Origin of the sequence: Streptomyces zagrosensis (assembly GCF_014203645.1) — a bacterium.
In the GTDB taxonomy this organism is placed as follows: Bacteria; Actinomycetota; Actinomycetes; order Streptomycetales; family Streptomycetaceae; genus Streptomyces; species Streptomyces zagrosensis.
In genome coordinates this window covers 25,571-49,695 of sequence record NZ_JACHJL010000022.1, presented here as the reverse complement: position 1 = coordinate 49,695, position 24,125 = coordinate 25,571, and the positions used below count along the sequence as shown (strand labels likewise).

Sequence of the window (24,125 nt, the reverse complement as noted above, 5' to 3'; positions counted from 1 at the left end):
TTATTAGGCCGAGCGCGACGACGGGCTGGGCTAGGGCGTGCCTCTTTGGCGAGTTGTCCAGTTGAGTCCATATTCCTTCCGTTAGCACTGGCTTTTGCGACGGGGGTGTCCTGCGTACGGCCAAGCTCAGGATAGTTCGATAACCTTCGGGCGCAGTTCCTCCAGCCGCTGGAGTATCTCCTCAATGCCCGCCGTCCCCTTGCCGTTCACGAATGGGTAGCGCAGCGCCTCGTGCAATTGCGTTGCCAGTGATGAGTGCTCGGCCAAGACGGCGTCCTCTGCATAGGTGCGTGGTGAGGCCGCACTTTCGCCAGGGCGCTTTTTCCATCCCAGTTCATGTGATGCCATGCTACGACTGTTGGCCAGTTAGGCATACGGAAGGCTGTCTGTTTCGGCCTTGCGTCGTTATTTGCGGTGCCTCTTTCGTTTTTGGCGAAGATGCCCCATCCGAAATAGAGGCCGGCGCATGCGCGGGAATCCTGTCCGCCCAGTGATTCTTCTCGATCTTCACTTTTTTGTATCCGTCTTTAGTCTTGACGGCGATTTAATTCGTTGTGCTTTTCGTCCATTTCGCATGCCGCCTAGTTCGACCTTGGCGCCCTCACAGTCGAACAAAGCTTTCGCGTCCAGTCCCCATCGAAGGCTTCGTGTTTGGTCTTCTCGATGGTGGTCTCGTACGCGTACTCCCACTCCAGTTCGGCATACCCCTGCTGGTCATCAGTACAGCGGCAAAGCGGCGCAACCGCCATCAGCTTTCCAACAAAGACTGCCGCATCAGAAGATTTGTACTCTATTGCCGAAAGCGCACGGTCTTGCTGACTTTGGGGCCAGCCGGCGGAGACTGGGCCAACTTGGCCCAGTCGAAGTCACCGTGTCGCCGCGCTCTCGCCGAGGTGCGCCGATTCGGTGAGCCGGATACCACCGCCGAACTCGAAGCGCGCCTCGCGCGCCGCAAGGCCGCGCAGCGGTCGGCGACGTCCAGGAGGGTCAGGACCTCGATACGGGTGCGGTGCAGAGCGTTGAGCGCAAGGTCGTCCGGCATCACCCGGCGGTTCCGGTCCAGAACGCACACGGCCGTGCCGACCAGGGCGTCCCCGATCCGCAGCAGGTGCACGCTGCGCAGGAGACTGGCGCCGCTGCGGGCGGTGTCGTCCAGCAGAACGGTCCGTCGGCCCTCCAGGTCTGTGCCCTCGATCTGCTGCTACGTGCCGTGGTCCTTGGGCGTCGGGCGCAGGAACGCGGCGGGCAGACCAGTGTGCAGGGACACCGTCGTGACCAGCGGGGCACCGGCCATCGCCGGACCGGCCAGGGCCTCAGTGTCGGCGGGCAGTAGGTCCGCCAACGCGGCAGCGGTTTCCGTCAGCAGCCCCGGGCCACCGGCCAGCCGGTACGGGTCGAAGTACCTGCCGAGCGTGCCGCCGTCCGGCAGCCGGTAGGAGCCGGGCCGGTAGGCGACGATGGCGATCCTCTCCGCAAAAGCGGCGGTGGGCGCGGTCACCGCTCGGCGTCCAGGAGAGCCTTGAGATCGACGTCGAGCGCTTCGGCGTCGGGGAGTTCGCGCAAGAACCCCATGGGCCGGGTGGGGCTCTCGGTCAGCCACCCCTCGGTCCTCAGGAACGTGCGTAGGCGGCACGCGGTGGGCCCGAGCAGCCGTACGGGCACTGGGCGGATCGTGGTCGCGTAGTACAGGGCGGCGGTAAGTTCGTACAGCGTGCCGACCCCTCCGCCCATCGCCACGACCTGGTCGGCGTCGCCGAGATAGGCGTCCAGCCGGGCCCCCACCGTTGGGACGAACACGGTGGTGGTGACGTACGGGTTGACCGCTCCCCAGTCGTGACGGTCGGCCAGCGTGATCGCGGTGGCCGACCACCGCGGCGGGCGGCGCCGCGCGCGGCGGCCTCCATCAGCCCGTTGTAGCCGCCGTGCTTGAGGGCGTACCCGGCGCGGGCCAGCGCGGCCCCCGCCGCCTCCGCCAGTGGTTCCTCGCCCTCCGGCGGTACGAGTCCGGCGAACGGGGTCACCGTCAGGTCCGTGCGGTCGGTGCCGTTCATACGAGTCCCTCCTCGTGCTGCTGCTGGTAGGCGTGGTACGTGGCGATCTCGTCGGTCAGCGAGCCGACGGCGTACGGGGCGATCCACCGTGCGAGGCGCACGATGCGCTCCAGCGCCTCATCTGCCTGCGCCACGGTAGGCACCGGCGGGCTGGTCAGCGCATCCGTCAGCTCCGCCAGGCACCCCCGGCCGGTGGCGGTGCGGCCCACTTCGTCGGGCAGGTGATACCAGCCGTGACGCCGGGATTGTGACACCAGCGCGGTACGAGTGACGTCCCGGCAGGTGGCGTTCAGGTCGTGCAGGAGGCCGTAGGCGATGTACTGCTGCCCCCTGGCCGGGCACTTGCGGAGCATCGCGCGCAGCACCATCGCCTGAACCAACAGACTGCCGCAGTCCGCCGGCGCCTCCGCCGCGCGGGCCAGCTCCTGAGCCGTCTGCCGCCGGATGTCCTCGTCGGCCGCCTCCTCGGAGCCGGGACCCTGCCACAGCAGAGGGGGCCGATCCGGCGGCGCAGCGCCCCGACCACGCTGGTCGGGCACAGCTACAGATCCAATTGGAGCAGGTGGCCGTCGTGCGGCAGCAGGTAGACGCACCCGCCGCCGCCGAGGTTGCCGACGATGGTGTTCCGCCAGCCGGGCAGCAGGGTGCCGAAGGCGGTGGCCATCAGCGCGTCCAGGTTGCCCATCAGTGCGGGCAGCGTCTCGTCGCGGACGGCGACGACCAGGTCGCGTCGGAGAGCCGGTCCGCGGTGCCGGTGGCGAGCGAGCCCCGGACCAGCAGGTGCGTCACCGCCGTCGTGGCCGACAAGACTTGGGTCAGGTCGCCCAGGAAGGCGAGCCGTACCGGCCGGTGGGCGTGCGTCAACTCCTCGATCGCGGGCAGTTCGCTCGGCTCGGATACCGAGATGGACATGAGTGTCCTGCCTTTCGAGTGGCGGGGACCAGGGCCGGGGTCAATGGGCGAGCAGGTGCGCCTTCGCCTCGCGCCACCGCAGCACGTCGGCGTCCGCGCGGCGGCCCGCGTGCAGGTCGGCGATCAGGTCGTACGCGCCGCCCTCAGGCAGGGCATAGGTGTGGAAGGCGCGCAGCAGCCTCTGTTCGGCCGACTCGGTGAAGCCGAGATCCGCGAGCTGTCCGGCCTTCATGAGCAGTCCGGTCCGCCGCGGTCATCTCCGGCAGGTCCGCCGCGTCCCCTTCGCGCAGGTGCGGGCGTGCGGCCAGGGCCTCATAGGCGTCGTCCGTGTACACGTCGGTGATCAGGTGGAGCCGGTCCGGCCCGGTGGTGTTGCACACCCCGTGGGCCCGCGAGGGCGTCAGCCGTCACAGCGCCCCGGCCGCCATGTGGACCCGGGCGCCTGCGGTGACCAGGACGGCCGAGGGGTTGGTGACGAGCGGGATGTGCAGGGGGTGGCGACCGGTGACGCGCAGTTTGGCGTAGTCGCGGTGCGGTGATGGGCTCCCAGATGTCGCGGTGGCACAGCAAGCTGGCGGAGGCGACGCGGGCCGCCTTCTTGAGTAGGGCACTATGTCCCTCACACACCTGCACGGTCGAAGCCTCGGCGGTGGCTTCGAGCCGCCGCATCTGTGCCACAGCTCGATGTCGTAGAGGTGTACGGCCCCGTCGTCGGCCTTCTTGGCGACAGTCTGCACACACTGGCTGCCAGGCCGCCGACCGGAGCGCCCGCCGTAATTCAGCAGATGTCGCGTCACGCGACGAACGAGTACGACAAGCTCGGGATGACGTACGAGGCGCGGAGCTTGTCCACAGCGGAGGAGCGCGGCGCCGCGGCAACTTGGGCTCTGGGCGGGGGCTGCCGTGCGGTGGATTCGATCCGGGAGCCCCGATGCTCAGAGGATGGTCAGTGATGACAGCGAATGTGGTTAGCCGGCAGGTTGTTGAAATTCTGGTGGACTACAACGGATTCTGTCTGCAGGAGGAGGATGATGAGCAGGTACCCATCGCATATCCCGAAGGACGCGCTGAGTTAGGTACCGCTTTTCTGGTTTCGCATCAGTCGCGGGTTGATGTGGAGAGCGCCGGGCACACTCATTTTTCCCCGCTCACTGTGGAGGTCTGGGATGGAGAGCCACCTATCGACAGTTCGCAGGTGTGGGAGGAGAAAGGCGAGGTGACGCTCGCCTCGGCTACGGGACGACTTGCGGTGTGGGTGATCGCCGGGCCGGAGGAGGAGCGTATTGAGTTGGGCCGGGCTCAGGTGACATGGCATCTGAGGATGTACAGTGCGGGCCGCGAAGAGGTAGCACGCCTGGCTGAGTTTGAGGTCCCGGAGGGGGTGGAGAGGTATCTCGCTCATTTCTGGGAGGCTGAGTGAGATACGGGGCTGGGCAATGAAGCAGCCCAGCCCAGCCCCGCTCAATGTTCAGCGGGTGGTCTATATCACCGGCCTGGCGGTGCACCCGGCGTCGACTGCATACCGGGGTCAGGACAAAACGGATGAGAAGGATGCCTTCGTCATCGCCGACTAGGCCCGTATGCGCAAGGACCTTGGTCTCCTACGGCCCGGTGACGAGATAGCCGTCGATCTGCGCACCCTGACCGCACGTCGCACCGACCTGGTAAATGATCGCACCAGGCAGAGCAACCGGATCCGAGCTCAACTCCTTGAGATCTTCCCGGCGTTGGAACGGGCACTGAATTCGAGCAAGAAGGACCCGGTCGTCCTGTTGGCCGGCTATCGGACCTCGATGGTCTCGCTCCGCTCGGCGCAGCCAACAGTGCTGCCGCACTGCCCTGTCTGTAGAAGTGGAGCTTCGGCTTTACCTGCAGGGCGGTTTCAAAGTCCTGGTGCTCATGAATCTGTGCAGGTCGCGGCAGTACGACGCTGGCGTGCGTCCCGCCAGGTGGTGTAGGCCGTGAGAATCTACGCAGCGGCTCTGGCAAGGGCGAGGACCGCACGGCTCGATATAAGCGATCGCTACCCGGACCCTGATCGCGTTAGCTGTGGCGCATGCCTGAACTGCGCACCGATCGTCTCCTGCTCCGCCGGTGTCGGGAGTCCGACCTTGAGCCGTGGGCGGCGATGAACGCCGATCCCGAAGTCCGAGAACACCTGGGGGAACTGCTGACGCGGGAGCAAAGCGATGCCACGGTGGCAGTCATGCAGGCCGAGTTCGGCGACCGAGGATGTGGATGGTGGGCGCTGGAAGCAAGGGAGACCGGTGCGTTCATCGGCCGCGTCGGTCTGGACGAGGACATGCCCTTCGCGGGGGTGGATATCGGATGGCGGTTGATGCGTTCGGCGTGGGGCCACGGTCACGCCACCGAGGCCGCCCTGGCATGCCTTGCCTTCGGCTTCGAGACCCTCGGTCTGCCGGAGGTGGTTGCGTCGATGACCGTCAACAACCTTCGTTCCCAGGCGGTGATGCGACGGATCGGCATGACCCGGGACGCGGCGGACGACTTCGAGGATCCGAGCGTGCCCGAAGGGCCGCTACGCCAGTGTGTGCTGTACCGGACACCCGCAGAGATGCTCACGGCCTAGACCCCGCGGCGGGACACCTTCAGTACGACGGTGTATCGGTGACCGCCACGCACGCAACGAAGCTCCAGTTGAAGGGGTGACCTTACCGAGTCGCCCTGCCCAACCGGAGCTTTGATGCGCCGTCAGTCTGCCAGTGTCTGTCTGATCACGTCGCCTTAGCGTCAGCACCGCGGACTCGTCGGCTTGCCGACTCGGCTAGGGGCGCTGGTGGAGCCGCGATGCCGGCGGGGGAAGTTCACCCGTTCGTGAGTGTGCTGCTGGTGGCCTGCTCGGCCGTGGTGGCTGGTGCTCGGTCCTTCGCGGCGATCGGGCAGTGGGCGCGAAGTGCCCCACAGGCCGCCCTCGCCCGACTCGGCGCCCGCACCGTCTCGGTATTCGGCGTCCGTCTCGCGCCGAGTATGGCGACGATCGGCCGGTTCATCGACCAGGTCTGCCCCGGCGACCTGGCCGACCTGCTGGAATGTGCCCCGGTCGGGGCGGACACCCTCGCGGTGGACGGTCAAGAGCGTCCGCGGTCCGCGCCATGGCGACACTCCGGCCGCGCATCTGCTCGCGGCGATCACCGGCACCGGGATGACCGTCACCAGCTGCGAGTACCGGCCAAGACGAACGAGATCACCTGCTTTACCGCCCTGTTGGCCCCCTACGACCTGACCGGCGTGGTCGTCACCGCCGACGCCCTGCACACCCAGCGCGACCTCGCCCGTTTCCTCGTCGAGGACAAAAAGGCGCACTACGCCTTCACCGTCAAGGGCAACCAGAAGGGCCTGCACCACCAGCTCCGCGCCCTGCCCTGGACAAAGGCGAGTGCGAAGTTCCCCGACCGAACCAAAGGCCACGGACGGCTGGAAACCCAGGTAGTGCAAGCCCTGACCGTCAGCGGCCTCGGCATGGACTTCCCGCACGCCGCCCAGGTCGCGAAGATTACCCGGCATCGCACCAACAGCAAGCGCACCCGCGAGACCGTTTACGGCATCACCGACCTGACCAGCCGACAGGCATCCCCCGAACGCCTCGCGACGATCGCCCGCTCGCAGTGGACTATCGAGAACCGGCTGCACTTCGTCCGCGACACCACCTTCGCCGAGGACGCCTCCGAAATCCGAACCGAGCACGGCCCGAAGAACATGGCCACCCTGCGCAGCTTCGCCATCAACCTACTGCGAGCAGCCGGCCACACGAACGTCGCCGCCGCCCTCCGCGAGATGTCCTACGAGCCGTTCCGCCGCCCGCTGGACCTCCTCGGTATCAACTGACCAACGCCGATCCAAGAACAAAACACTTCGAAACCGCCCTGGCTTCACCTGCCAGTGAAGTAGGGCACCGAACGACAGGTGGGTACATGGTCGGTGCCGGCGGACTCCACCATCGTCCGGGCCCACCAGTACATGCCCCGGTTCGGCAGGGAAGTGTGGAGTTCAGCGAGGCGCTCCGCGAGATTGTGCGCGCGGTGGCGTCGGGGGGGCGAAGTCGGATGCGGCGTCGATGTACTGCGGCGCGGTCCACGCGCCGGCCCAGACGTGGTCACCGCCGTGGAACCTGCAGCCGCCGCAGTAGAGGAGGGGTAACCGGAAGGGGACCGCGCGTCCGGCGAGAACTCACTGGACGAAGGACCGCAGATCGGTGCTGGCCCCCGCCAGTGACCGTGACCGGCCGGGCACTCCCACCGGTCGTTGCAGCTCTCGACCTCGAAGCGTACGAGACCACCGGCGACCGTCCACCGGGCCTCGTCCTCGGTCGGCGGCCGAGCCTGCATGGAAGGTACTGCGCCGACCCAGGGTCGCGGCCGGGTGGCGACGCACACCCGTACGCCGTCCTTCGCAAAACGCGCGGTGCGCTCCGCGATCTCCTCGGCAGTGATCGCGGACAGCTGCGCCTTCCAGGCCATCCGCGCGGTGCCGTCTGGGGAGGAGGCCATCACGTCGGCCCGCCGGTCGCCGTCGTGGCCGCCGGACTTCGAGCTCGGCATGGTGCGCGGTGGCGCGTACGGCGGTGGCGAGCTCCAGCTTCAGCAGTTGGTGCTCCATCGACTTCCCTGCCAGAGCGCGGGTGGGTGAGGCGGGGTCGTGGGCGAAGAACCGCAGGCCGTGCGGGGAGACCTTGGCGTAGAGCGAGTGGACGCACTTCGGGCAGGTCATGGCCACGCGTGGCCGGCTGCGGTGGATCGCGGCCCACTTCCGGCCGCACCCCAGGTGGGCTGTGTCGCGTCGAGCCGTCCGCGGCCCTCGTGCTGTGCGGTGAATCCCACTGTCTCCCCTTCCTTCACGTTCGTGTGGCGTCGGTCGGATCAGCCGGGCTGCGCGAGCGCAGCGCGCCGGGTGTCGAGTGCGGCGGTCGTGGTGGCGGCGCCGAGCGTGATGCCGAACTCGTGCAGCCCGTCGTCTAGTACGTCGGTGGGGGTCGCTGCGAGGTCGCGCTGGAGGGCGAGTGCGACGGCGCCGTGCGCGAGGACCTGTTCCCGGTCGGCGGCTGCCGGGTCGGACAGCGCGGACAGCACGCTCCGCCACAGCGCGGTCATCTTCCCTACTCTGGCCCAATGGCTGAGCGAGTGAGAAAGAACTGGAAGTCCATCTGGATAATGGCAAGTTGCGCGATCCTGTTCGTCCTGACTGCCGTGATCGTGAACGGTTTACGGGACGACAAGGACTCCAAGTACGGAGAGGAGAACTGGCCGGCAGAAGACGATGTACACGTCGAAGAGACGGGCGAGCAGCGTGACGGGGTCGTGGAAGTGAAGGCTTTCATACGCAACCAGCTGGCCGGTGGGTGTCTCTACACCGTGACCATGCGGGCTTCCAAAAAGAGCGGAGAGGAAGTCGGTACCGGCACCATTGAGACCGTGAGCGTCGGGGCCAGATCTGAGGAGTACATCTTCGTTTCGGTCCCGCTTTCGGGGTCGACGGGTGTGGAAGGGCCGTTCGTTGCGGAACCGGTACGAGTGGAGCGCGCCTGCTGACGTCGCATGCCCTCTCCTGAGCTGGTCGCCCGCTCTCCACCGACTTCCTCGCCGAATCCCTCGGCTGGAACCTCGACCGCGTCAGTGACGCCAATGGACGCGCCTGGGCTTACCCCCACCTCGCGGGGCCGTACGCGCTGCGGCGCGCGGGCCCCGCCCACTTCACCCTCAGCCCACGCCTGGACGTCCTCAGTGCCTGACGCTGTCGGGGATTTCGGTATTCGAGGTTGTCGATCATGATGAAGATGCCGGGTAAGTGGTCTATCTCTGCTGTTCAAAGACCTATCGAAGAGGCTGGGGACTCGCTGGAGTACGCGGCAGCGACCTGGTGATTGTTGGGCGAACGCATCGTTCGGGCTCTGTGGGGTTGGGGTTTTTGTCGTGACTGGTGCGTCGATGGCGTTCACCCGTTTGTGGTAGCTGCTCCAGGAACCACGGCCCGCGTGATCCGGGCGGGTGGGGGCTTGTGGTAGCTGCTCCAGGAACCACGGCCTGCGTATTTCGGGCGGCGGGTGGGACGGTTGGCGCCCGCGATGTCGGAGGTCCGAGATGTGTGTTCGCTCCCGTATCGGCTGCGTGGTTCCCGAGTTGACGGTGTGGGTGGCGCGGGCGTGCGATCCGCGTGGCACCACGGCGATGGCGGTCCGTGACCATCTCAATGGTCTGTGGAGTGATGAGGACTTCAAGGAGTGGTACCCGCGCGACGGTAGGCCGGGCCTGTCGCCTGCCCAGTTGGCGACCGTGTCGGTCCTACAGTTCTTGCTGGAACTGTCCGACCGGCAGGCCGCCGAGTCCGTGCGCGACCGGATCGACTTCACATACGCCTTGGGTAGGGAGCTGGAAGACCCCGGCTTCCACCACAGCATGCTCACCAACATCCGCGAGCGCCTGACTGAGGAAGACCGGGCGACAGACTGCTCGACTTCGCACCGCTGCCCAATCAGGACCCCAAGTATTGACGCAGGGCCTCCCGCCCACCTGGAACGAAGCACCATTCATCAACGACTTCGCGTAGCTCGGCCACTGTCAGCCAGTCGTACCAGTCGGTCTCACGCGGGTCCGGGACCGGGGTCTCCGACACGACGGCCTCATGCACGCCGAGCCAGATGGGGCTGATCCCCTCCCGGAAAAGGAGCTTGAACAGGAAACGCACCGGCACACGAACGCCCAGTTCTTCAGCCAACTCGCGTACCGCCGCCTCCTCATATGACTCGCCCACGTCCACGGCCCCGCCAACCATCGCGTCGTAGTAGCCCGGGAACCGGGACAACGTCTCGGCCCGCCGCAGCACCAAGATCCGACCTTCGCAATCACGACAGATCGTCGCTGCAATGCGATGCAGCCACTTCTCACGCACCGCCTTATCCCGCTCGACGATCCCCAACACGCGGTCGTGCTCATCAACATGCTCAACCAGTTCGCTCACGGATGCACGATCTCAGCCCCCACTGACAACTCGGCCCCACGAGCCGCGGCGATGAGTGATTTGCACCACAGGAGATCCCGCAGAATGCAACACGCTCGACGATCTGGGTCGCGAATGCGGCCTTACTCTCTGGCCTGCTCAATCGCAACACGAAGCCATACGCACACGGCCACTGCGGAGGTTCGAATCCTTCCGGGACCACTGCCGGCATAGCTCAGGCAGGCAGCTTCACAGCCCACGCCGCCGGGCCCGTCAGCACCGGGTTCACATCGTGCTGGATCATTCCTCCGCGCTCGGGAATGGTGAGGACGATCGAGCCCGTGGCCTGTTGCCCGGGCTCGTACCTGGTGTCGAGATTGAGTTCGCCAGTCGGCGTAGCCACATCAACGTCCTGAGCGGGTGTAGTCGCGCTCGCCCACTGCATACATCCATATGCCATGAAGTCGCCCGGCACCTTGCCGACGTTCTTGATCGTCAGTTTTGCCTTGAGGTAGGTCTTGCCGGGCTTGATCGGATCGGCCTGTTCCTCGGTGATGTACTCCAGCCCGCCGACCGTTACTTGCATCGTGGCGGCGTTGCTGTCGTCATCGCTGTCGTCGTCGGGGTTGTACACCTTGAACGTCGCGCTCTGTCCCACGGCGAGTGTTGGCACAGGCCTGGGAGTTGGGGGCGGATCGTTTTCCACGTTGTCAGACTTCACCGGCGCACCGTCACTCGATACCGTCTCCGGCGCTGACCTGAACGACCCGCCATCACCTCCATCATCGGAACACCCCGCTAACCCGCCGAGAAGAGCCACAGATGCCGCGAGAGCGGCCGTACGACGTGCGTGCATGCATTCCCCCACCAGGTCCACGAGCAGCGTTTACAGCCGCATACGAGCGCACAGTATGCCCGAACCGCCCCGGGATGTAGTTCAGTTGGAAGAGCACCTGCTATGGGAGCGGGAGGCCGCAGTTCGATGCCTGCTATCCCGACCGGAAGACCTCCATCAGACGCTCGGCGCCATCGCTCTCACGGCCGCACCGCCCGTGCCGGTAGCGGGCCAGCCACCGCAGATTCGCCATGAACACCGGATCCGGAACACCGACGTGCGCGAACTCCCAACCCACCGCCGAACAGGCCCGCTCGGTCGCGGCGAACGCTTCCGCGGTCCGCTCGTCGGCATTGTCCTCGGCACGGACATCGACCACGCGGGCGCGTCCGTCGGCCAGCCGTACGAAGTAGTCAGGCGCGTGCCGCCGCTTCCCTTCCGCCTCGCGCCAGTGAAGCCAGAACGGCTGTGAGGCGATCCCCACCACATCCGGGGCGAAGTCCAGCAAGACTAGTCGGTCCCGCTCCAGCCACGACTCGTAGCCGACGTGGTCGCCGCGTAGTACCAGCCCGCGAAGCTGTGGTCGCCCTTGTTCCACCGGAACCCGCGTACAGGCGGTACGTGCTCGAACCGGACGTCCCACTCGGAGCCCAACGAGCTGCGGCGGCGCTGACCGTTGTCGAAGAAGTCCAGGTCGAAAGCGCTCAGCACAGGGTCGCCGTACGCGCGTACTCGCTTTGTCGGCCGACGCGGGATTGTCAGTGGTTGTGACATCACAGGCGTCAGTGGACCGTGCGGCCGGTGTCCGGGTCGGCGTTGTCGCTTTCGATCTTGTCGCCGTACGGCCCGAAGGGCGTAATTTTGGCGCTTCGTTCAGGGGCCGGCCGCTGTCGGTTCAAGGTTCGCTGAAGACGGAGTTGCCCGGAACGCTCGGTGTTCCGGGCGGCATGCTGGGTGGTGGCAGCGAAGCTGTGGGGGAGGTCCTGGCCGTCTTAGGCTGCGGTCGGTGGGTTCGCTGATTCCGCGGCGTGACGGTATTCGGTGTTGATGCGCTGGGCTTCTTCGAGCTGGTCTTCGAGGATGATGATGCGGCAGGCGGCCTCAATGGGGGGTCCCGTTATCGACGAGTTCCCGGGCGCGGGCGGCGACGCGCAGTTGGTAGCGGGAGTAGCGGCGGTGGCCGCCTGCGGAGCGCAGGGGGGTGATGAGGCGGGCTTCGCCGATGGCGCGCAAGAAGCCCTGGGTGGTGCCGAGCATCTCGGCGGCCCTGCCCATGGTGTAGGCGGGGTAGTCGTCGTCATCGAGACGGCCGAAGGAGTCGTCTGCTGTCATCGCACCTCTTTGTGGAACGCGTGGAGGGGCCCCGGTGCCTATGGCACCAGGGCCCCGAAGGAACTGCTACACCATCTGCCGGCCCTGGTACTGCGCCGGCCTTCTGTTTCCGCTGACCCGACGGGAATGCTGTCGGGGGTGCGGGGATCGCGGTTGCTTGACCGGAGACCACCTCACTATCGCGATGTCCTGCGGTACCCGGGCTCTAGACTTCCGCCCGGGCGATCCTGATGGCGCGGGGCTCCTCCGTTCTTCCCTCTGGGATCACTTACCTACTGCTGGTGATGCGAACTACTCGGTGACCTGAGTAAGCGCCACTCTTCGGCAGCCAGCCCCGTCGCCCGTCCTGCATCTGCTCTGGCTTAGAACCCCACTGCCGAACTTCCCGGTGCGCGCGCCCGCAGCCGACGCCTTCACCGAGGTGCTGCTCACTGACTTCGCTACTGGGTCATGCATCCTGCACTTGCGGATACTGCGGTACTGCTCACGGCGGCCCCTGATGACTGCGGGCCACCCGGTTCGGTCGCCAGTCCCGTCGCCGTCCTGCAACAATCCTGGCTTCGAAACTCCGCCACCGCACCGTGCTGCCAACTGCAACTACTAGTACTGCTGCCCGGCAGTTCGTCTCTGCCGAGCCCTGCTGACTTCCTGGGCTACGAGAGAAACCATAACCAGACCACAGTCCAATGTCTACTCCAGTCAGCATAGATTTTCGCGCGTGCGGTAGTGAGGAAACCGACCTCGAACGATGGCACCGCGGGGTTGACGGGCCACAGGTCGGGCACAAGCACTGCTCACACGGAACCGGGCATGACGATGCAGGGGCCAGGGGTGGTTCTGCTGGACACGATGAGCGTCACTGTCACACCCGCCCGCTCCGCAACATCCGTCGCCGATGTACGCGACAGCACCCGAACCCTCCTCGAAGGTCTCGTACATCCGATCCCAGCCGAGACCGCCGACACCGTGATCCTGGTCGTCTCGCAGCTCCTCACCAATGCCCTGCGCCACGGCGGCGGCACCTGCACCCTGTAGCTGACCGCTCACCCGAACAGCATCGAAGTGGCTGTGCGTGACCGCAGCCCGCAGGCACCACGCATGCACACCCCTGACCTCAACGGCGGTACCGGAGGCTTCGGCTGACCCATGGTCAACCACCTCGCCCGCGCCACCGCGGTTACCCCAGCCCCGTCCGGCGGCACGACCATCAGCGCCTTCCTCCCCCAAGCGGTGCGCCTGACGTGCTAGACGACCAAGATCAAAAACTTGACGCGCACCGCCGACACACTCGCCCACGCCGTGTCGCACAGCTCCTTCTTCCAGAGCGCCCGGTCGAGGTGGAGGATGCCCACGGTGTTCTTGTCGACGGTGCGGAGCAAGGTTCTGCCGTCGCGGGAGACCGCGAGGAACTCCTGTTCCTTCGCGAACACGTAGGACTCGCCGCACTCTGCCCGACGCCGGCCCGTCGCTGAGCCACCAGTGTGTTCCCGTCCGGCCCGAACCACACCCCGTCCACCGGGGGCGTCCGGCCGGGCAACTTCCGCTCCCGGCCCGTCGCCGGCTCTCGAACCCTCACGCGCCCGTTCGCCGACGTCACCACCTCGCGGGCATCCGGGGAGAGGTCCGCGAGGCAGAGGTACCCGGGGAACAATCCCCCCTCGTACCCGAACTCCGCGCCGCAGACGCTGTCTTCCGGGCCCAGCACCGCCGCCTCGTCCGTCCCCGAGCGGTCCACATCGTGCCAGAACAAGGTGCCTCCGTCGGACCGCGGCCAGGACGTGGGTGGAGTCGGTGCGCTGCCGGCCGCGCCCGCGGACCAGGCCGACGGCCCGGATGTTCTCCAGCGCCAAGCCGAGAAGTCTGTCCGCCCGGTCTTCCTCAGTCAGGCGCTCGCGGAAGTTGGTGAGCATGCTGTGGTGGAAGCCGGGGTCTTCCAGCTCCCTACCCAAGGCGTATGTGAAGTCGATCCGGCTGCGCACGGACTCGGCGGCCTGCCGGTCGGACAGTTCCAGCAAGAACTGTAGGACCGACACGGTCTCCAACTGGGCAGGCGACAGGCCCGGCCTACCGTCGCGCGGGTACCACTCCTTGAAGTCCTCATCACTCCACAGACCATTGTGATGGTCACGGATCGCCATCGCCGTGGTGCCATGCGGATCGCACGCCCGCGCCACCCGCACCGTCAACTCGGGAACCACGCAGCCGATAAGGGAGCGAACGCACATCTCGGACCTCCCAAATGGCGGGCGCCAACCGTCCCACCCGCTCGGAATACGAGGGCCGTGGTTCCTGGAGCAGCTACCACAAACGGGTGAACGCCATCGACGCACCAGTCACGACAAAAACCCCAACCCCACAGAGCCCGAACGATGCGTTCGCCCAACAATCACCAGGTCGCTGCCGCGTACTCCAGCGAGTCCCCAGCCTCTTCGATAGGTCTTTGAACAGCAGAGATAGACCACTTACCCGGCATCTTCATCATGATCGACAACCCCGGTTACCAAGATCCCCGACAGCGTCAGGCACTAATCGCCGCGGCTGATGGGGTTGTTGACGGCCGTGAGTTGGGTGAGAGGACAAGCCGAATCACCGTGTCGCTCTTGAAACCGTCGCCTGACCCACCCTGTTGAGCCGCTGCGGTCACAGCTCCGGTCGAGCCCAGTGAAGTGATCTGAGTCACAACCTGTCACAGCGACCGGCCGTGCGGTGACTTAAGGCCGAACACCTGGAACCGAAGGAGGCGCCATGACTGGGAACACGCATGTGCTCGTGATCGGTGGCGGATACGCGGGCGTGATGGCGGCGAACCGGCTGACGCTGCGCGACGACGTGACGGTGACGCTGATCAACCCGCGCCCGGACCTTGTCCACCGGGTTCGCCTGCACCAGTTGGTGGGCGGGTCCGACGACGCGGTCGTCGCGTACGAGGACGTCTTGGCCGAGCGGGTCCGGCTGGTGGTCGATTCCGTGACCCGGATCGAGGCGGCCGAGCGCAGCGTGACGCTGTCGGCTGGCGGCACGCTCGGCTACGACTACCTGATCTACGCGGTGGGCAGTGGCAGCGCCGAACCGAGCGTGCCGGGGGCGGCTGAATTCGCTTACCCGATCGCAACCCTGAAGGCGGCGCAGCGGTTGCGTGCGGTCACCGACGCCACGCCGGAGACGGCCCCCGTTACGGTGGTCGGCGCCGGTCCCACCGGCATGGAGACCGCCGCCGAGTTGGCGGAGGCCGGCCGTACGGTGACCCTGGTGTGTGGTGGCGTGCTCGGCCCGTACCTGCACACGCGGGGCCGGCGCTCGGTTGCGAGGCGGCTGGCCAAGCTCGGTGTGACGGTCATCGACGGCCCCGACGCGAAGGTGACGACGGTGACCCGCGATGCCGTGCGGCTCGCCGGCGGCCGTGAGTTGCCGAGCGAGGTCACCGTTTGGACCGTCGGTTTCGGCGTTCCGGACCTGGCCGCGCGCAGCGGGTTGAGCACTGACGCGGTGGGTCGCCTGCGTACGGACGAGACGCTGACGAGCGTGGACGATGCGCGCATCGTGGCGGCCGGGGACTCGGCGGCACCGTCCGGCCTGCCGCTGCGGATGAGCTGCCTCAACGCGTTGCCGCTGGGCGCGCGGGCCGCCGACACGGTGCTCAGCCGGCTCGCGGGTGAGGAGCCGGAGAAACTCCACCAGTCGATGTACGCCCAGTGCATCAGCCTGGGCCGAAGCGCGGGCATCTATCAGTTCGCCAACAGGTCCGACGTCGCGGTGTGGCTGCACATCGACGACGGCCTAGGCGCCCGGATCAAGGAAATGGTCTGCACGGGCATCCCCAAGCACCTGGCCGGGGAGGCGCACAAGCCCGGTTCGTTCAGGCTGCACCGCATGCCGGGAGGCGTCGCCAAGCGCAAGCAGATGCTGCGCGCCCACCGCGCCGGGACACCGACCACAGCCGACCGGGCAGCCTGATCGGGTGGGTGCTGTGGAGGGTCTTGCTGTGGACGCACGCGAACGCGGTCGGCCGCCACGCCCGACTGCGAAGGACGAGGAGAAGGGACGAGAGATAAGCGACGACGCCACTGACCCGGCGACCGACGCGTTCCTCGCCCACCGCAACCTGCTCTTCACCGTCGCCTACGAGGTACTCGGATCGGCGGCCGACGCCGAAGACGTCCTCCAGGAGACCTGGCTGCAATGGGTCAAGGCCGACCCGGGCCACGTACGCGACCAGCGCGCCTTCCTCGTCCGGATCACCACCCGCCAGGCGCTCAGCCGGCCGCGCACCATCAAGCGCCAGCGGGAGGCGTACGTCGGCTCCTGGCTGCCCGAGCCGCTGCTCACCGCGCCGGACGTGACCCAGGACATCGAGCTCACCGAGAGCGTGTCGATGGCGCTCATGCTCGTCCTTGAGGCGCTGGCACCGACCGAGCGTGCCGTCTTCTTGCTGCGTGAAGCCTTCGACATCGGCTACGACGAGATCGCGGCTGCCGTGGACAAGAGCCCCGCGGCCGTCCGCCAGATCGCCCACTGCGCCCGCCGACACGTCGTGCCCGCCGACCCCGCCGGGTGGTCTCCTCGAACGAGGGTCAGGCGGTCCTGGAATCGTTTCACCGCGCGATCGAAAGCGGGGACTCGCAGGCCCTCCTTGATGTGCTCGCCCCCGAGGTCGTCCTGATGAGCGACGGCGGCGGCATCAAACACGCCGCGCTGCGGCCGGTCACCGGCGCCGAGCGGGTGTCCCGGATGTTCGCCGGCGGCATCGGCAAGCTCGACAGCACGCTCACCACCGAACCGACCGTGGTCAACGGCAACCCGGCACTGCTCGTCCGCCTGGACGGTGAGATCGACGGCGTCATGGCGCTTCGTATCGAAGACGCCCGCATCACCGGCCTCTACTACGTCCGCAACCCGAGAAAATGTCCCACCTCACATCCGCGACCCCGCTCATCCTGCGCTGAACACCAACGGCCCCCGACCGCGGACGTCATTCCTTCCAACGCAGCGGACCTGGCCTACCGCGCCCTGGCCGCATGGCGTGGGGCCACCTCGGCCGTGAGTCCTTCACCAGCTGACCTGCCAGGGAGATAGCCCATGAGCCATTCAAGCGAGCGAAGAGGAGAAATCATGAAGGCAGTGCGTTACCACTCCTACGGCGGCAGCGACGTCCTCGTCTACGAGGAGGCAGACCGGCCGGTGCCAGATGTGGGCCAAGTCGTGGTGCAGGTGGCCGGCACCTCGTACAACGACGCGGACTCCGGCCTCCGTGCGGGATTGCGACAGGACATGCTCGCCCTGGCCTTTCCGCACATTCCCGGCCTCGACCTGGCTGGAGTCGTTACCGCGATCGGCGAGGGGGTGTCCGGCTGGAGGGTGGGAGACGCGGTGGTCGCGCTGCTGCCGGCGGACGCGCCCGGCGCCGCCGCCGAATACGTCGCCGTTTCCGCCGAGGCGCTGGCCTCCGCCCCCCGCACTGTCGAGCTGGCCGACGCCGCGGCCCTGCCTCTCGTCGGGCTGACGGCATGGCAGGCCCTGTTCGAACACGCCGACCTCAAGCCTGGGCAGAGCATCCTGATCAACGGCGCGGGCAGCGCAGTGGGCGGGTACGCCGTCCAGCTTGCCGCGCAGACTGGTGCCATCGTGACTGCGACCGCCGGTGCGCGCAGCCGCGACCGTGTCCGTTCCTACGGAGCTGACCGGATCGTCGACTATGCCGTGACCCCCGTTGTGCAGGCGCTGGCCGGGCGGCACTTCGATGTGGTGCTGCAGCTGGCTCCCGCCGGTCCTGAGGAAAACGCGCAGCTGGTGGACCTGGTTGCCGACGGCGGAGCCTTCGTCAGTGTCACCACTCCAGGCCCGCAGGATGCCGGACGGGGGGTGCGCGCGGTGCACGTGTTCGGGCGCAGCGACGTCACCCAACTCGCTGAACTGGTCGCCCGCGTCGAGGCCGGAGAGCTGGTGATCGAGGTGGCCGAGCGGCTGCCACTGGCCGACCTGGCCGCGGTTCACGCCCGTGCTGCCGGTCGGTTCGCCCGGATCGCCGAGTTGGCCGCCCAGGTCGAGGGCGGAGACCTGGCCGAGCGGCTGCGTGCCGACCCGGCCGCGCTCCGCGCCCCGGCTGCCGCCGGAGAGCTGGCCGGCAAGACCGTCCTGGCCCCCTGACCCGAGCGGCGCCGGCGCCGGCGCCGGTGACCGTGATGGCGTCCCTCTGAAATGGCCGGGTGATGCTCGCATCCTGCCCAGACATGCTCAGTGGAGCGGGCCATCGGAAAACTGAAGCAGTTCACAGCTGTGGCCACCCGCTGTGACAAGTGCGGATACGTCTACTTCGGCACTGTCACCGCCGCCGCTGGCGTTATCTGGCTGTGCTCATGATCGGCCGGAGCCCACACGGATAGGGCCGACGATGAGGTGTTCGAACCGGGGCGCACCACAAAGTTCGCCCGCCGTTCTATGCAAGGAGGACCTGTGCAACGTGGCGAAGTCTGGTGGGCGGATATCGACGAGCGGCGGCCGGTCGTACTGCTGTCAGGGGAAGCGTCCGAGTTCCGGGCGATGCAGGTCGTCGCTCCCGCCGGCATCGAACTCGGCGGGGTGGCCGCTGAGCTGGCAGTAGGTGCCTGCGAAGGACTTCCTCTTGAAGGCGTGCTGCGAGTCGCATTCCCCCGCCCCGGCCTCATCCCCTGCACATGGCTGGTCACCTTGACCCGGAAGGACCTGGTCGAGCAGGCGGGAGTCCTGTCGTCCGCGAAACTTGGTGATCTTCAGGAACTCCTCCACCTCGGTGGACTTGAGTAGGAGCCTGCACCGTGACCGCCAACGCACTCCTCGTCTGGCTCCGATCGTGCTCGAAGAGACAGACCCTATGGAGAAGGAGGTGTGCGCTTGTGGATCTGACTGGGCGCACAGTGGTAATCACCGAGGCCGGGCGTGAGTTCGGGCGAGCGTTGGCCCTGCTGGCAGGTCGGCTGGGTGCGCGCGTGTTCGTGTCCGCACGTGCTCTGGCTGCGGCACACAGGGTGGCCGATGAGGTGGCGACCGACAGCGGCGCGAGAGTCGCGCGTTCGCCTGCGATCTGGCCGACCCGGCCTCCATCCGGGCCTTCACGGAGAGGATCGCTGCCCACGCCGACCGCGTAAATGTGCTGATCAACGATGGTGCTCGCTACTTGGAAGGCACCGATCTGTGGGACGCCGACGCCGACGCCGACGCGATCACCGACACCATCGCCGCCGGAGCCACCGGCACACTGCTGACGGGCAAACACAACCTGCCGCTGCTGCGCGCCTCTGTTGGCGCGGACGTGGTTAACGTGGTCTCCTCCGCCGCGAAAGCCCGAAACCACCGCTCCCAGGCACACCCCGCGTTCTACGCGGCCAAGGCCGCCCAGGCAGGCTTCGCCGACGTCCTTTCCCATCGGCTCCGACCCGAGGGTATCCGTGTCATCTCGCGCTATCCGCCGGGCTTCGCGGACGGTGACCCGCTCCACTCCACCGGGGATCACGCTTCCCGAACCCAAGACGGTTCACTGACCGCCCAATCCGTGCGCGGCTGCGTCCTGTTCGCGATTGGCCAGCCGCGAGACTGCTTCATCCGGTCCTTTTACTTCGAGCAGATGTAGGCGCCCGCCCAGGGGTAGCCAGCGGGCTTGGGCGTCAGGCGGGCGCCGTGGCAGGTCGGGCAGGTGTGCGTGGTGGACCGTCAGCGGACGGGAAAGGCGCGGATGACTGAATGGGAGGCTGGGGCCTCGCGCAGTTGCCGGTTCTCCGACGCCAGTTGGTTGACCACGCGCACCAGTGCTTCCACATCGGTGCGTAGTTGGGCCAGCTCGGTCTTGTCCTTCTGCCGGAGCTCCTTGAGTCGTACGACCTGCAGGCGCAACCGGGCCTCGGCATCGGTCGGTTGCCCTCTTTCTTTGACCTGCGCGTGGAAATTGTTCTTGAGATCCAGATGGTGCTGTGTGAATGCGTTGCGCGGTACGCCCGCTTCTTGGGCCAGGGCGCCGGCCGTTAGCGCGCCGTTGGAGTGCTGCGGGGTGCCCTGCAGGAGCGGTCCATGGCCGCGCGGATACGGTCGCGTTCGTCGGGTGCGGGGCTCATGCCGTGCCGGTCTGGAGGGTGGTACGGGTGCGGTGGTGAGCGTCGGCGTTGTCGCGCAGGCGCTCGCCGGCGGGCTGGGAAGTTGGCCTGCCTGCTGGTCAAGCGCGGTGGCGCGGAGCCGGGGGCAGGCGGCGTGCTCATCGGTGCGGGTGATGTTCGCGCAGACGGGGACGCACTGGTCGAGGCTGGGGGCGTCCTTGAGGCCGCGGTGGCATAGAGCCTTGTCACGCTTGTATGCGCACATCACCGGTGTGTGGATTGTCGTAGACGGCCAGGTGGGGGTTGGCGAGTATCTGGCGGGCCTGCCGGGCGGGTGATGACGGTGCCGGTGTACGGGGGCGCGGTGGCGGCAGCGTTGATGGCCCGGCGGGCGGCTGGCCCGCAGATGCCGAGGCCGTCCTCAGCGCGGCATTCAGGTCGGCGACGGTGTTGATGGTGGCGCGGGCCGTCTCAACGTCGAGGAGGTTGTGGATGCCGTCCCTGCTGCGCGCGGCGTATCCGGCCGCTACGCAAGTGCGCAGATGGCCGTACTGATCGCGAGCGCGACCAGGCCGCCGGGGCTGCGGGCGATGTGCCAGGCCAGGCTCCGGCGAAACCGTTCGGTGCCGATCCTGCCGTTCGGGTCCGGCGGGATGGCCTCGTGGGCCAGCCTGCGGACTGCTGCCTTCTGGTTGGCCCAGGTGATGAAGGTTCTCCACCCGGACGCCCAGACTGTGCACGGTGAGCGAGCCGGCGCCGGTCCTGGTGCCACGCAGGTCGTGGGCGTGGCGATCCAACAGCAGCTTGCCTTGGGGCACCATGCGTTCCAGGACCTGGATGGCGTTCACGACGGGGGCGATGGTCACCCAAGGAACTTCGCGAATCTCGTCTTCGGAGCGGTGGTTTCCGTCCTCGTCACGGGCCGTCTTGTACACAGTGCTGGTGATCAAATGCCGCCCTGTGTGCCCCGCGCTGTCCGGTTGCGGGTCGGGGCAGCAGCCGCTGCGCAGCCCGGCCACTACTGGCGGGAGGGGGTTATTCCGACTGTGCGCTATTCCCCCTCCGGCCAGTGGTCCGTGGCTCTTGGCAGCCTCTCAGGCGATGGTCGCCGGGGCGTCCCGCAGGGTGACGTTGGCGTGGCTCTCCTGGAAGCTCTGGTCGGAGACCAGGGTCAGCCGGGCGGTGGACTGGAATTCCGGAAGAGTGGCGGAGCCGCAGGACACCATCGTGGTCTTGAGTTTGGCGATAGTCAGGGCGAGCCCTTCGTTGAGGTCACCGGCGTAGGGGACGTAGCCGTCGACGCCTTCCTCGAAGATCAGGCCCTGGGCGCCCTGGCCGTAGCGCTGCCAATTGCGGGCCCGGTTCGAGCCTTCGCCCCAGTACTCCTTCACGAAGCCGTCGCGAGTCGGGAGCTTCGCGCCGGCGGCCTGGTCGAAGCGGGCGAAGTAGCGGCCCATCATGACGAAGTCGGCGCCCATGGCCAGTGCCACGGCCACGTGGTAGTCGTGCACCAGTCCGCCGTCGGAGCAGATCGGCACGTACTCGCCGGTGCGATCGCGGAAGGCGTCGCGGGCGGCGGCGACGTCCAGCACGGCGCTGGCCTGGCCGCGGCCGATGCCCTTCTGGTCGCGGGTGATGCAGATGGAGCCGCCGCCCACGCCGACCTTGACGAAGTCCGCGCCGGCCTCGGCGAGGAAGGTGAACGCTTCCCCGTCGACCACGTTGCCGCCGCCGGTCGGGATCTCCGGGTAGTGCTTCTTCACCCAGGTCAGGGCTTGTGCCTGCCAGTCGCTGTAGCCGTCGGAGGAGTCGAAGCACAGCGCGTCCGCGCCCGCCTCCAGCAGGGCGGGGACGCGCTCTTGGTAGTCGTGGGTGTTGATGCCCGCGCCCACGCGCAGGCGCTTGGCAGGGTCCACGGCTTGGTTCGGGAACCGCTTGTTGTCCGCGTAGTCGGACCGGAACACCAGATACTGCAGGTGGCCCTCGGTGTCCAGCACAGGGAGGCAGTCCAGCCGCTGGTCCCACAGCCGTGCGTTGGCCTCGGAGAGCGTGGTGTCGGCGCTGGCGTGGGGCAGGTCGGCGATGGCGGTCATCCGACTGCTCACCGGTCCGTCGAGGTCGTGGCGCTGGGGATGGAAGTCGCGGGAGGTCACCAGGCCGAGTAGGCGGCCGGCGGCGGTGCCGTCGTGGGTGACCACGGCGGTGCTGTGACCCGTGCGTTGCATGACGGCGACCAGGTGGCAAAGGCTGTCGTCCGGGCGGACGTTGGTGTCACTGGTGACGAACCCGGCCTTGAAGTTCTTCACCTGGCGGACGGCTGCGGCCTGGTCCTGGATCGACTGGTTGTGGTGCAGGAAGCTCAGTCCGCCGTTGCGCGCGAGCGCGATCGCGAGTTCCGGTGTGCTCACAGCCTGCATGATCGCGGAGGTGAACGGGGAGCCGAGCTCGATCGCCGGCTGCTGGCCCACGACGTGCCGAACCAGGGGTGTGGACAGGCCGACCGTTGCGGGCGAGCAGTCGGTCCGGGTTCGGTTCGGCAAGAGCAGAAACTCGTTGAACGTCCTTGAGACCTCGGCGATGATCTGTGCCACTCGTTCCTCCTGACCCGTCGGCCGGGTCCCGACTGCCCAGCCGTGAAGATCGCCCCAAGGCCCGGACATGCAGGTGTCGGCATGGCAGCTGTGGAGGTGCCGCGAACTGCGGCAGAGCCCCGACCAGCCCGTGTCGAACCGGGTGCGGTCGTGACCTGGCACCCTATCGACTGCTCTGCCGCTGCACGAATCGACTCCTCTTCACTGGCGATCGCCGGTCGAGGGTGGCTCTTTCCGGTCCTCGGCGCGTGCTGGAGGGCCTGCGCCTGTACTACCCCGGTGGCGAGGTCGAGCACGTCACCGAACGGGTCCGTGCCGCGATCACCACGAGCCTGGAGCGGGACTGGCCGTCCTACATCCAGGGTCTCATCGACCGCGGCGCCTTCCAGGCCCAGTAGCGGCGCCGCTCCCGCGTAGGGCACGGCTACTCAGGCCGGGCCCGACGCCGTCTTACGCCTCTCGTTGTCGGTGCCGGCTGGAAGGCTTGTCGGATGAACGGTGACGAGTAGCTGCTGAACGGCCGGGTCTACGGCGCGGAGCACGACGACCCCCACCCCGGCTCGCTCTCAAACCGGACTTACGCCGAACTGGTCGGCGGCCCGCTGGGCGGTCTGCTGTTGGATCAACGGGTGGTGGACCGAGGAAGGCGACGACGGCGTCGCGCTGACCACCGAGCTCTCCCGATGGCCCGGAGGCCGCGCCCTGTACGACCCGCGCCCCGGTTGGCGTGGGCGCCGAGCCCGCCAGTGGCTGACCGTCCTCCCCGAACGCTCCCGACGCGGCACGGCCTCACGAGCCGGTGAGCATGTCGTGGGTGCCTATGCGGTTGGCACCGCGCCGGTACCGGATTCTTCACCGGGGGTTCACGGCGAAGGACTACGGCCAGGTGGTGCACGTCGTCGTGACCACCCTGGAGCAGTTCCAGGAGCACGGCGCGGACGCGGCGCTGTGGCGGCGGCTGGGCCGCAGGGGCCAGCAGACGCTGACGGACGCTATGGACAACCCCTACGGCGGCGTCCTCTTCCGCGACCAGGAGGCCCGCGCCGACGCGGAGGAGGAGCGGCGCCGTGCCGCTGAGCGGGAGGCGCAGCGTCCGGTGTGTAAGCGGTGCGGGGGGAAGTGCATCGACCAGCGTCGAAGAGAGACCACCGTGCACCGGACGGCCTGGAACGGCGGGGACGTGTTCGTGTGCGGCACCTGCCACGTCGCCGGCACCGCCCGCGAGAAAGCCGCGCCGGCACCGCCCGCCAGGACGCCGCACCGCCGGAGCCTGAGGACGATCTAAAGGGGCGCTGTGGGGGTGGCCCGCCGTACGCCGGACCACGCGCGTCGCGTATAGCGGTTGCGGAGACGCACCGCGTCTCCCGCAGGAGTAGACCGCTGGTCGTCAGGT

At 67.5% G+C, this 24,125-nt stretch carries 28 protein-coding genes and 7 pseudogenes; 16 read left to right on the top strand and 19 right to left on the bottom strand.

The window, feature by feature from the left end:
* Positions 1-126: 126 nt before the first annotated feature.
* The 9 genes and pseudogenes from FHS42_RS30260 to FHS42_RS30225 form a co-directional block, all read right to left on the bottom strand.
* Positions 127-348 carry a hypothetical protein gene (locus FHS42_RS30260; RefSeq protein ID WP_184578015.1) on the bottom strand — a complete coding sequence of 74 codons (222 nt, stop codon included), beginning with the start codon at positions 346-348 and terminating at the stop codon, positions 127-129.
* Between the two features lie 442 nt (positions 349-790).
* Entirely contained in the window at positions 791-1,114 is a 324-nt protein-coding gene (locus FHS42_RS30255; RefSeq protein WP_184578013.1) for a hypothetical protein, read from the bottom strand.
* A gap of 87 nt (positions 1,115-1,201) precedes the next feature.
* Positions 1,202-1,498 carry a hypothetical protein gene (locus FHS42_RS30250; RefSeq protein WP_184578010.1) on the bottom strand — a complete coding sequence of 99 codons (297 nt, stop codon included), beginning with the start codon at positions 1,496-1,498 and terminating at the stop codon, positions 1,202-1,204.
* The gene (locus FHS42_RS37735; RefSeq protein WP_312867099.1) at positions 1,495-1,797 is read right to left on the bottom strand and encodes a hypothetical protein; all 303 of its coding nucleotides are present in this window, start codon (positions 1,795-1,797) and stop codon (positions 1,495-1,497) included. The genes FHS42_RS30250 and FHS42_RS37735 overlap by 4 nt, the downstream gene beginning before the upstream one ends.
* A 122-nt stretch (positions 1,798-1,919) precedes the next feature.
* Positions 1,920-2,051, bottom strand: a pseudogene (locus tag FHS42_RS37730) (LOG family protein); the annotation flags it as partial.
* A complete protein-coding gene (locus FHS42_RS30240) occupies positions 2,048-2,590 on the bottom strand; it encodes a hypothetical protein (protein WP_184578007.1) in 543 nt (180 codons plus the stop codon). The pseudogene FHS42_RS37730 and the gene FHS42_RS30240, both read right to left, overlap by 4 nt.
* A 2-nt stretch (positions 2,591-2,592) precedes the next feature.
* Positions 2,593-2,736: a hypothetical protein gene (locus FHS42_RS30235; protein WP_184578004.1), complete on the bottom strand. Its 144-nt coding sequence runs from the start codon at positions 2,734-2,736 to the stop codon at positions 2,593-2,595.
* On the bottom strand, positions 2,736-2,963 hold the full coding sequence (locus tag FHS42_RS30230; protein ID WP_184578001.1) for a hypothetical protein: 228 nt from the start codon (positions 2,961-2,963) through the stop codon (positions 2,736-2,738). Before FHS42_RS30230 ends, FHS42_RS30235 begins: the two co-directional genes overlap by 1 nt.
* 40 nt (positions 2,964-3,003) lie before the next feature.
* Complete coding sequence (locus tag FHS42_RS30225) at positions 3,004-3,195, bottom strand: hypothetical protein (protein ID WP_184577998.1); 192 nt, start codon at positions 3,193-3,195, stop codon at positions 3,004-3,006.
* Between the two features lie 720 nt (positions 3,196-3,915).
* Between FHS42_RS30225 and FHS42_RS30220 the strand changes: the two genes are divergently transcribed.
* The 5 genes and pseudogenes from FHS42_RS30220 to FHS42_RS30200 all read left to right on the top strand — a co-directional run bounded on the left by FHS42_RS30220 (position 3,916) and on the right by FHS42_RS30200 (position 7,610).
* Positions 3,916-4,383, top strand: a complete 468-nt coding sequence (locus FHS42_RS30220) for a hypothetical protein (RefSeq protein ID WP_184577993.1) — start codon at positions 3,916-3,918, stop codon at positions 4,381-4,383.
* Between the two features lie 49 nt (positions 4,384-4,432).
* Positions 4,433-4,753 (top strand): annotated as a pseudogene (locus FHS42_RS30215) (IS110 family transposase); the annotation flags it as partial.
* Positions 4,754-5,019: 266 nt separating this feature from the next.
* On the top strand, positions 5,020-5,553 hold the full coding sequence (locus FHS42_RS30210) for a GNAT family N-acetyltransferase (protein ID WP_184577990.1): 534 nt from the start codon (positions 5,020-5,022) through the stop codon (positions 5,551-5,553).
* Positions 5,554-5,771: 218 nt separating this feature from the next.
* A complete protein-coding gene (locus FHS42_RS30205; protein WP_246495632.1) occupies positions 5,772-6,809 on the top strand; it encodes an ISAs1 family transposase in 1,038 nt (345 codons plus the stop codon).
* A 534-nt stretch (positions 6,810-7,343) separates the two neighbouring features.
* A complete protein-coding gene (locus tag FHS42_RS30200; RefSeq protein WP_184577987.1) occupies positions 7,344-7,610 on the top strand; it encodes a hypothetical protein in 267 nt (88 codons plus the stop codon).
* 230 nt (positions 7,611-7,840) lie between these two features.
* On the opposite strand, the gene FHS42_RS30195 is transcribed toward FHS42_RS30200, so the two are convergent.
* Entirely contained in the window at positions 7,841-8,071 is a 231-nt protein-coding gene (locus FHS42_RS30195) for a hypothetical protein (RefSeq protein WP_184577984.1), read from the bottom strand.
* Between the two features lie 18 nt (positions 8,072-8,089).
* On the opposite strand from FHS42_RS30195, the gene FHS42_RS30190 reads away from it, so the two are divergent.
* Positions 8,090-8,509, top strand: coding sequence for a hypothetical protein (locus FHS42_RS30190; RefSeq protein WP_184577980.1), 420 nt, complete (start codon positions 8,090-8,092; stop codon positions 8,507-8,509).
* A gap of 549 nt (positions 8,510-9,058) precedes the next feature.
* Positions 9,059-9,385 (top strand): annotated as a pseudogene (locus FHS42_RS37725) (transposase); the annotation flags it as partial.
* A gap of 64 nt (positions 9,386-9,449) precedes the next feature.
* On the opposite strand, the gene FHS42_RS30180 reads toward FHS42_RS37725, so the two are convergent.
* From FHS42_RS30180 to FHS42_RS30165, 5 genes and pseudogenes are all read right to left on the bottom strand, one after another.
* Complete coding sequence (locus tag FHS42_RS30180) at positions 9,450-9,935, bottom strand: NUDIX hydrolase (RefSeq protein WP_184577976.1); 486 nt, start codon at positions 9,933-9,935, stop codon at positions 9,450-9,452.
* A 214-nt stretch (positions 9,936-10,149) separates the two neighbouring features.
* Positions 10,150-10,635, bottom strand: coding sequence for a DUF4352 domain-containing protein (locus FHS42_RS30175; RefSeq protein WP_184577973.1), 486 nt, complete (start codon positions 10,633-10,635; stop codon positions 10,150-10,152).
* Between the two features lie 268 nt (positions 10,636-10,903).
* A complete protein-coding gene (locus tag FHS42_RS39275; protein ID WP_376772749.1) occupies positions 10,904-11,257 on the bottom strand; it encodes a TnsA-like heteromeric transposase endonuclease subunit in 354 nt (117 codons plus the stop codon).
* Between the two features lie 2 nt (positions 11,258-11,259).
* Positions 11,260-11,460: a hypothetical protein gene (locus FHS42_RS39270; RefSeq protein ID WP_376772748.1), complete on the bottom strand. Its 201-nt coding sequence runs from the start codon at positions 11,458-11,460 to the stop codon at positions 11,260-11,262.
* A gap of 281 nt (positions 11,461-11,741) precedes the next feature.
* Positions 11,742-12,081 (bottom strand): annotated as a pseudogene (locus FHS42_RS30165) (MerR family transcriptional regulator).
* Positions 12,082-12,921: 840 nt separating this feature from the next.
* Here FHS42_RS30165 and FHS42_RS30160 point away from each other — a divergent pair.
* Positions 12,922-13,329: pseudogene (locus tag FHS42_RS30160) on the top strand (ATP-binding protein).
* Here FHS42_RS30160 and FHS42_RS39525 read toward each other — a convergent pair.
* Positions 13,326-14,219: a transposase gene (locus FHS42_RS39525; RefSeq protein WP_246495639.1), complete on the bottom strand. Its 894-nt coding sequence runs from the start codon at positions 14,217-14,219 to the stop codon at positions 13,326-13,328. The pseudogene FHS42_RS30160 and the gene FHS42_RS39525 sit on opposite strands and share 4 nt — an antisense overlap.
* A 607-nt stretch (positions 14,220-14,826) precedes the next feature.
* Between FHS42_RS39525 and FHS42_RS30145 the strand changes: the two genes are divergently transcribed.
* The 5 genes and pseudogenes from FHS42_RS30145 to FHS42_RS30125 all read left to right on the top strand — a co-directional run bounded on the left by FHS42_RS30145 (position 14,827) and on the right by FHS42_RS30125 (position 19,684).
* A complete protein-coding gene (locus FHS42_RS30145) occupies positions 14,827-16,035 on the top strand; it encodes an NAD(P)/FAD-dependent oxidoreductase (protein ID WP_184577969.1) in 1,209 nt (402 codons plus the stop codon).
* A gap of 94 nt (positions 16,036-16,129) precedes the next feature.
* Positions 16,130-17,024: pseudogene (locus FHS42_RS30140) on the top strand (RNA polymerase sigma-70 factor).
* Positions 17,025-17,190: 166 nt separating this feature from the next.
* Complete coding sequence (locus FHS42_RS30135) at positions 17,191-18,225, top strand: NADP-dependent oxidoreductase (RefSeq protein WP_184577966.1); 1,035 nt, start codon at positions 17,191-17,193, stop codon at positions 18,223-18,225.
* A gap of 306 nt (positions 18,226-18,531) precedes the next feature.
* On the top strand, positions 18,532-18,861 hold the full coding sequence (locus FHS42_RS30130; RefSeq protein ID WP_184577963.1) for a type II toxin-antitoxin system PemK/MazF family toxin: 330 nt from the start codon (positions 18,532-18,534) through the stop codon (positions 18,859-18,861).
* A gap of 277 nt (positions 18,862-19,138) precedes the next feature.
* Positions 19,139-19,684, top strand: a complete 546-nt coding sequence (locus FHS42_RS30125; RefSeq protein ID WP_246495638.1) for an SDR family NAD(P)-dependent oxidoreductase — start codon at positions 19,139-19,141, stop codon at positions 19,682-19,684.
* An 80-nt stretch (positions 19,685-19,764) separates the two neighbouring features.
* Here the strand turns inward: FHS42_RS30125 and FHS42_RS36380 are convergent, their stop codons facing one another.
* The 3 genes from FHS42_RS36380 to FHS42_RS30110 all read right to left on the bottom strand — a co-directional run bounded on the left by FHS42_RS36380 (position 19,765) and on the right by FHS42_RS30110 (position 22,732).
* On the bottom strand, positions 19,765-20,406 hold the full coding sequence (locus FHS42_RS36380) for a hypothetical protein (protein ID WP_221477008.1): 642 nt from the start codon (positions 20,404-20,406) through the stop codon (positions 19,765-19,767).
* A complete protein-coding gene (locus tag FHS42_RS30115) occupies positions 20,387-21,091 on the bottom strand; it encodes a hypothetical protein (protein ID WP_184577960.1) in 705 nt (234 codons plus the stop codon). The genes FHS42_RS36380 and FHS42_RS30115 overlap by 20 nt, the downstream gene beginning before the upstream one ends.
* Positions 21,092-21,235: 144 nt before the next feature.
* Complete coding sequence (locus tag FHS42_RS30110; protein WP_184577957.1) at positions 21,236-22,732, bottom strand: IMP dehydrogenase; 1,497 nt, start codon at positions 22,730-22,732, stop codon at positions 21,236-21,238.
* A gap of 248 nt (positions 22,733-22,980) precedes the next feature.
* Between FHS42_RS30110 and FHS42_RS30105 the strand changes: the two genes are divergently transcribed.
* The 3 genes and pseudogenes from FHS42_RS30105 to FHS42_RS36375 all read left to right on the top strand — a co-directional run bounded on the left by FHS42_RS30105 (position 22,981) and on the right by FHS42_RS36375 (position 24,017).
* Entirely contained in the window at positions 22,981-23,130 is a 150-nt protein-coding gene (locus tag FHS42_RS30105; RefSeq protein ID WP_184577954.1) for a hypothetical protein, read from the top strand.
* Between the two features lie 111 nt (positions 23,131-23,241).
* Positions 23,242-23,455: pseudogene (locus FHS42_RS37710) on the top strand (hypothetical protein); the annotation flags it as partial.
* An 82-nt stretch (positions 23,456-23,537) separates the two neighbouring features.
* Complete coding sequence (locus tag FHS42_RS36375) at positions 23,538-24,017, top strand: hypothetical protein (RefSeq protein ID WP_246495631.1); 480 nt, start codon at positions 23,538-23,540, stop codon at positions 24,015-24,017.
* Positions 24,018-24,125: the final 108 nt, after the last annotated feature.